Annotated in this window: 1 protein-coding gene; it reads right to left on the minus strand. The window is 68.2% G+C overall.

What is annotated here, in order from left to right; genetic code table 11:
- On the minus strand, positions 1 to 6,080 hold a 6,080-nt coding region (locus UP06_RS06790; RefSeq protein ID WP_045001589.1), incomplete at both ends, for a type I polyketide synthase.

The following is a 6,080-nucleotide window of genomic DNA, read 5'->3' on the forward strand; positions in this document are numbered from 1 at the left end:
GCTTCCAGCACATGCACGCCGTCGAGGAACCGTACCGGACTGCGTACCTGACGCACCCAGTACTCCGCGCTGCAAAGCTCGTCCTTGGTCGCCAGACGTCCCGTCACGTTGCTCACGATCGGCAAGCGCGGCGTGCCAAAGGTGACGGACGCCAGCACCTTGCCGAACGCCTCCAGCATCGGCTCCATGCGCTGCGAGTGGAACGCGTGGCTGACCTGCAGGCGGCTGGTCCGGCGGCCCTTGCTCCTGAACTGCTCCGCCAGCGCCAGCACAGCTACTTCATCGCCGGATATCACCGTCGAGCGCGGCCCGTTCAGTCCCGCAATCTCGACACCGTCAGTGAGCAGCGGCAGCACTTCCTCTTCGCTTGCCTCCAGCGCCACCATGGCGCCGCCGGCAGGTTGCGCCTGCATCAGGCGGCCGCGCGCCGCGACCACGCGGCAGGCATCCTTCAGCGACCACACGCCCGAGACATGCGCGGCACTGAGTTCGCCGATCGAGTGGCCCAGAAGGATATCGGGCTCAATGCCCCACTGCTCCAATTGACGGAACAGCGCGACCTCGACCGCAAACAAAGCCGGCTGCGCATAGGCCGTCTCGTCGAGCTTTGCGGCCGGCTCCGAGCCTTCTTCCGCAAACATCACGCTGCGCAGCGGCAGATCCAGCAGCGCGTCAAAATGGCCGCAGATCTCCTCGAATGCTGCGCGGAACTCCGCACACGTCTCCAGCAGCGCGCTGCCCATGCCGATCCGCTGCGCGCCCTGACCCGTAAACAGGAACGCCAGCTTGCCTTGCTCGCCCCTGGTTTCTCCAACCGATACCATCGCATGCGGGCGGCCTTCGGCCAGCGATCGCAGTGCGTCCACGGCTTCCGCCGCATCGCGTACCGACACCGCGGCCCGCGAAGCAAACTGCGTCCGGTGCAATGCCGCCGTCGCAATCACAGAATGGAAGTCCGCATCAGGATGCTGCGACAGCCACTCCCCATACCGGCCAGCCTGCGCCCAAAGTGCTGCCTCGTCACGGCCCGACACCAGCAGCGGGATCAACGGCGATGACGCCTCAGCCCCGACCGCGCCGTTCGCAGCCTCCTGCACCTCACTGCTGACAGCAGCAGAGCCCGCCGGCGCTTCCTCCAGAACAACATGCGCATTCGTCCCGCTCAGTCCAAACGCGCTGACGCCTGCGCGCCGAGGCCGTGCCACATCACGCGGCCACGCACGCGCCTCCTGCAGCAGCGACAGCCCGCTGCCGTCCCACTCGATCTGGTGGCTGGGATGTTCCGCATGCAGCGTCTTCGGCAAAACCTCGTGCTTGAGCGCAAGCACCATCTTCATCACGCCGAGAACACCCGCCGCCGCCTGCGTGTGCCCGAGGTTCGACTTCGACGAGCCCAGCCACAGCGGACGATCCGCCCGCCGCGTCGGCCCGAACACCGCGGCCAAGGCGCCTGCTTCGATGGGATCACCGAGGCTGGTTCCGGTCCCGTGCGCTTCGACGACGTCGATCTCGTCGGGGCTCACCCCGCTCGCCGATAAGGCCGCACGGATCACCCGCTGCTGGCTCGGACCGTTCGGCGCCGTCAGGCCCTGGCTTCGTCCGTCCTGGTTCACTGCAGAACCCCGGATCAGTGCCAAAATCTCGTCGCCGTCCCGCTCCGCATCCGACTGCCGCTTCAGCACCAGCACGCCGCAGCCTTCGCTCCAGCCCGCGCCATTGGCCCCCGCCGAGAACGCCTTGCAGCGACCGTCCGGCGCCATGCCGTTGTCCGGTCCCAGCGCCACAAAGGTCGCGGGCGTCGACATCACAGTCACGCCGCCCGCCAGCGCCAGATCGCACTCGCTTTGCCGCAAAGCCGCGCAGGCCAGATGCAGCGCGGTCAATGACGACGAGCATGCCGTATCGACCGTCATCGCCGGACCCTCGAGGCCCAGCACGTAGGAGACGCGGCCCGCCAGCACGCTCGACGTCGTGCCGGTCGCCGTCCACATCGTCATCGCCTCGAGCGAATGCGTGCCATAATCGCCAGCCATCGAGCCGAGATACACCCCGGTCCGGCTCTCGCTGAGCCCCTCGGGTCGGATCCCCGCGCGCTCCAGCGCTTCCCACACCGCTTCCAGGATCAGACGCTGCTGCGGATCCATCTCCACCGCCTCCCGCGGCGCGATGCCGAAGAAAGATGCGTCGAAGTCCGCAACCCCATCGATAAAACCGCCTTGCTGCGACAGTCCGCCCGTGATCTCCTCCAGGCGCCGCAGCAGATCCCGGCTCCAGCGGCCCGGCAGCGGGCCAACGCCGTCGCCGCCGCGCTCCAGCAATGACCAGTAGCTCTCCGGACTCGCCGGGCCTCCGGGTGTGCGGCAGCTCATCCCGACAATCGCGATCGGCTCCGACGCGGTGATTGCCCGCCGCGGCTCCAGACGGACAGAAGCTCGACCGAGCTCGAGCTTTTCGAGCAGCAGGCGCGACATCGCCCGCGCCGTCGGATAATCGAACGCCAGCGTCGCCGGCAGCTTGGTCCCGACCCGTCCCGACAGGCGGTTGCGCAGCTCGACCGCCATCAGCGAGTCCAGCCCGAGATCCTTCAGTGGTTGGTCCGCAGACACCGAGGCGGCCCCGGGCAGCGCCAGCACCGCCGCAATCTCCTCCTGTGCCAGCTCCACCAGCGCAGCCAGCCGCTCGCCCTCGCTGCCAAGGGCGGCCAGCCGCACGCGCAACGCATTGGTGTCGCCGCTCGATGCCGCTGATGCCCGCCGCAAGCCGCTGCGCACCAGGCCGCGATACAGCGCCGGCACGTCGTCACTGAGCTGGCGCTGCATCGCGCCGACATCCAGATGGATCGGGACCAGCATGGCCTCAGGCTGCGCCTGCGCCGCATCCAGCAGCGCGAGCCCGAGCTGCAGCGACAGCGCCTGCACGCCCTGCCGGCGCATCCGCATCAGCTCGGCCCGGCCCAGATGCGCCGTCATGCCGACGCCGCGCTGCTCCCACAGCCCCCACAGCAGGCTCTGCCCGGCCAGACCACGATGTCGCCGCTCCGCCGCAAGCGCATCCAAAAACACGTTCGCCGCCGCGTAGTTCGCCTGGCCCGGACTGCCAAGGGCTGCCACCGACGAGAACAGCACGAACGCCGCAAGATCCTGATCCGCCGTCAGCTCGTGCAGGTGCCAGGCGCCATCGAGTTTGGGCCGCAGCACCCGCTCCAGCCGCTCGACGTTGAGCGCCGGCACGATGCCGTCGTCCAGCAAAGCTGCCAGATGGAACACGCCCGTCAACGGACGTTCCGGCGCGATCGCGCGCAAGACTTTGCTGACAGCGTCACGATCTCCGACGTCGCAACTCACCAGCTCGACCGTCTGCGCACCCAGCCCTTCGAGCTCCGCCAACAGCTCGCTCGCGCCAGGCGCGGCCATGCCGCGACGCGACGTCAGCAGGAGATGACGCACACCGTGCTCAGTCACAAGGTGCCGCGCGACCTCGCGGCCGAGCTCGCCCGCACCGCCCGTGATCAGCACCGTGCCGCCGGCGGCAAGACGCCGCGGCAATTGCACCACCTGCTTGCCGACATGACGACCCTGCGCCATCTGCCGCAGCGCTGCCGGCATCTGCCTGATGTCGTAGGCAACATAGGGCAACGGTTTTAGCACGCCCTGCGCAAACAAGCCCATGATCTGCTTCAAGAGCGCCGGCATCCGATCCGTCGGCAGCACGAACGCATGGTAGCTCACGCCACGGTATTTTGCGGCGATCGCAGCACCGTCACGCCCATCAGCGATCCCCATCTCCAGGAAGCGGCCGCCCCGCGGCAAAAGCCGCAGCGAGGCATCGACGAACTCGCCCGTCAGCGCATTGAGAACGATATCGACGCCCTCGCCTTTGGTTGCCGATCGGAACTGGGTCTCGAAGCTTAGATCGCGCGAGTTGGCGATATGCCGTCCGTCCAGTCCCATCCGTTCCAGCACCGGCCATTTACCCGGGCTCGCCGTGCCATAGACCTCCGCGCCGAAGTGACGGCACAGCTGCACCGCAGCCATCCCGACGCCGCCGGCCGCCGCGTGCACCAGAACCCGATCACCCGACCTGATATGCCCGAGCTCCTGCAGCGCATACAGCGCCGTCAGATAGGCCAGCGGGATCGTCGCCGCCGCCTCGAACGACATCCCCGCCGGGACCCTTGCAAGCTGTTCGGCCACTGTGACCGCGCGTGTGCCAAAACAGCCGCGCCCACAGCCAAATACGCGATCGCCAACCGCAACCGACGTCACGTCCGCGCCGACCGCCTCCACCACGCCGGCAAACTCGAACCCGATGCCGGGCGAGGCAATCTGCCCCAGCGTGATCAGCACATCGCGGAAGTTCATGCCGGCCGCACGCACGCAGACCCGGACATCATTTGGTGCCAATGGCTCCGACAGCTCCGGTGCTGCCACCAGGCTGACGCCGTCGAGCCGGCCGGGATCGGTGACCACCACGCGGTAATCCGGCGCTGACGCCGGTGCCTGAAGTGTGCCCGCGCCAGTGCGCGCCAGCCTGGGTGCCAGCACCGCACCATGGCGCAGCGCCAGCTCAGGCTCCGACGTCGTCGACGTCAGCTTCGCCAGCAGCGATGCATCTGCAAGCACGACATCGACATCGACAAGCTGCAGCCGCCGATCCGGATGTTCCGCACGTGCGCTCCGCACCAGACCCCACAGCGGCGCCCGCGACAGTCCGCTTGCGCCTTCATCCGGACCCGTCGCCACCGCGCCCCGCGTCAGCCAAATCACCGCCGTCTCGTTCAGCCGCGCTTCGCCAAAAATCCCCTGCAGCTCGGCCAGGCCACGCTCCGCCGTCGCATGCGTCGCCGCAAGCACGGGGCCTGCTGGTTCAGCCGGATCAGACAGATGGTCGAACACGATTTGAGCGGGGATCGCTCCGCCTTCGTCGAGGCGCGTAACAAGGGCCGATACGCTCTCGGCGTGATCAAGCCCCAGAGCTGCGGCCAGCTTGCCGTCGCCTCCGACGATCACCGGCGGGGCAAGCGCTTGAGTTCCGCTCTCACCCAAGGCGACCGCACGCCATTCCAGACGATAAAGATGCTGCGCCTCGCTGCGCGCGGCATCGCGGATCTGCGCTTCGCTCGCCTGCTTCAGCCGCAAGCCCCCGACATGCGCCACCACACGCCCGTGACCATCCGCAAGCTGCAGATGCGCCAGCGCCTCGCCCTCGCCGCTGCGCTCGACCGAGGCCCGGATCCGCAGCTCACGCGCACCCGTCGCTGCCAGCGATACCTCCGACCACTCGAACGGCAGCAGCAGCGGAGCGTCAGCACCGCCGTCGAGATCGGCGCCTGCCACACGATCAAAACTCAGCACATGCAGCGCACTGTCCAGCAGCGCCGGGTGCAAGCCGTACTCGTCCGCCGACGGCCACAGCGCTTCCGCAAGCACCGCCCGCCCAACCACGGCATCACCAACCCGCCAGGCCTCGACCAGACCCTGGAACAGCGGCCCATAGCCGTAGCCCCGCGCCTGCATCCGCGCGTAATGACCGCTCAGGTCGATCGCCTCGCCGCCAACAGGCGGCCAGACTTCAAGCCCGCTCTCTTGCGCGGCTTCCTGCTCCGCAGCCTCGCCCAGCACGCCCTGCGCATGCAGCGTCCACGACCCGCCCTCAGCCGCATCTTCCACTCGGCTATAGATGCTCAGGTCCCGGCCTCCGCCGCCTGCCTCGGCACCATCAACCTGAACCTGCAGCCGGACACCACCCTCCGCCGGCAGCACCAGCGGCGCCAGCAGCGTCAGCTGCGACACTTCAGTCAATCCAACCGCACGCGCCGCCGCAAAGCCCAGCTCCAGCAGCCCGGTCCCCGGCAGCAGCACCGTCCCGAACACCGCATGGTCGCCAAGCCAGCCCGCTTCCGACAACGACAACCGGCCCGTCAACAAAAACCCGTCGCTCTCCGCAAGCGGCGTCGCAGCGCCAAGCAGCGGATGCGACGCATCCGACAGCCCCATCGTCGCGGCGTCCCCACTCGCCTTCTCAGCCTCCAGCCAGTAACGCTGCCGCTGGAACGCATAGGTCGGAAGTGACGCAACAGG

Source organism: Bradyrhizobium sp. LTSP857, assembly GCF_000938285.1.
Lineage (GTDB): Bacteria > Pseudomonadota > Alphaproteobacteria > Rhizobiales > Xanthobacteraceae > Bradyrhizobium.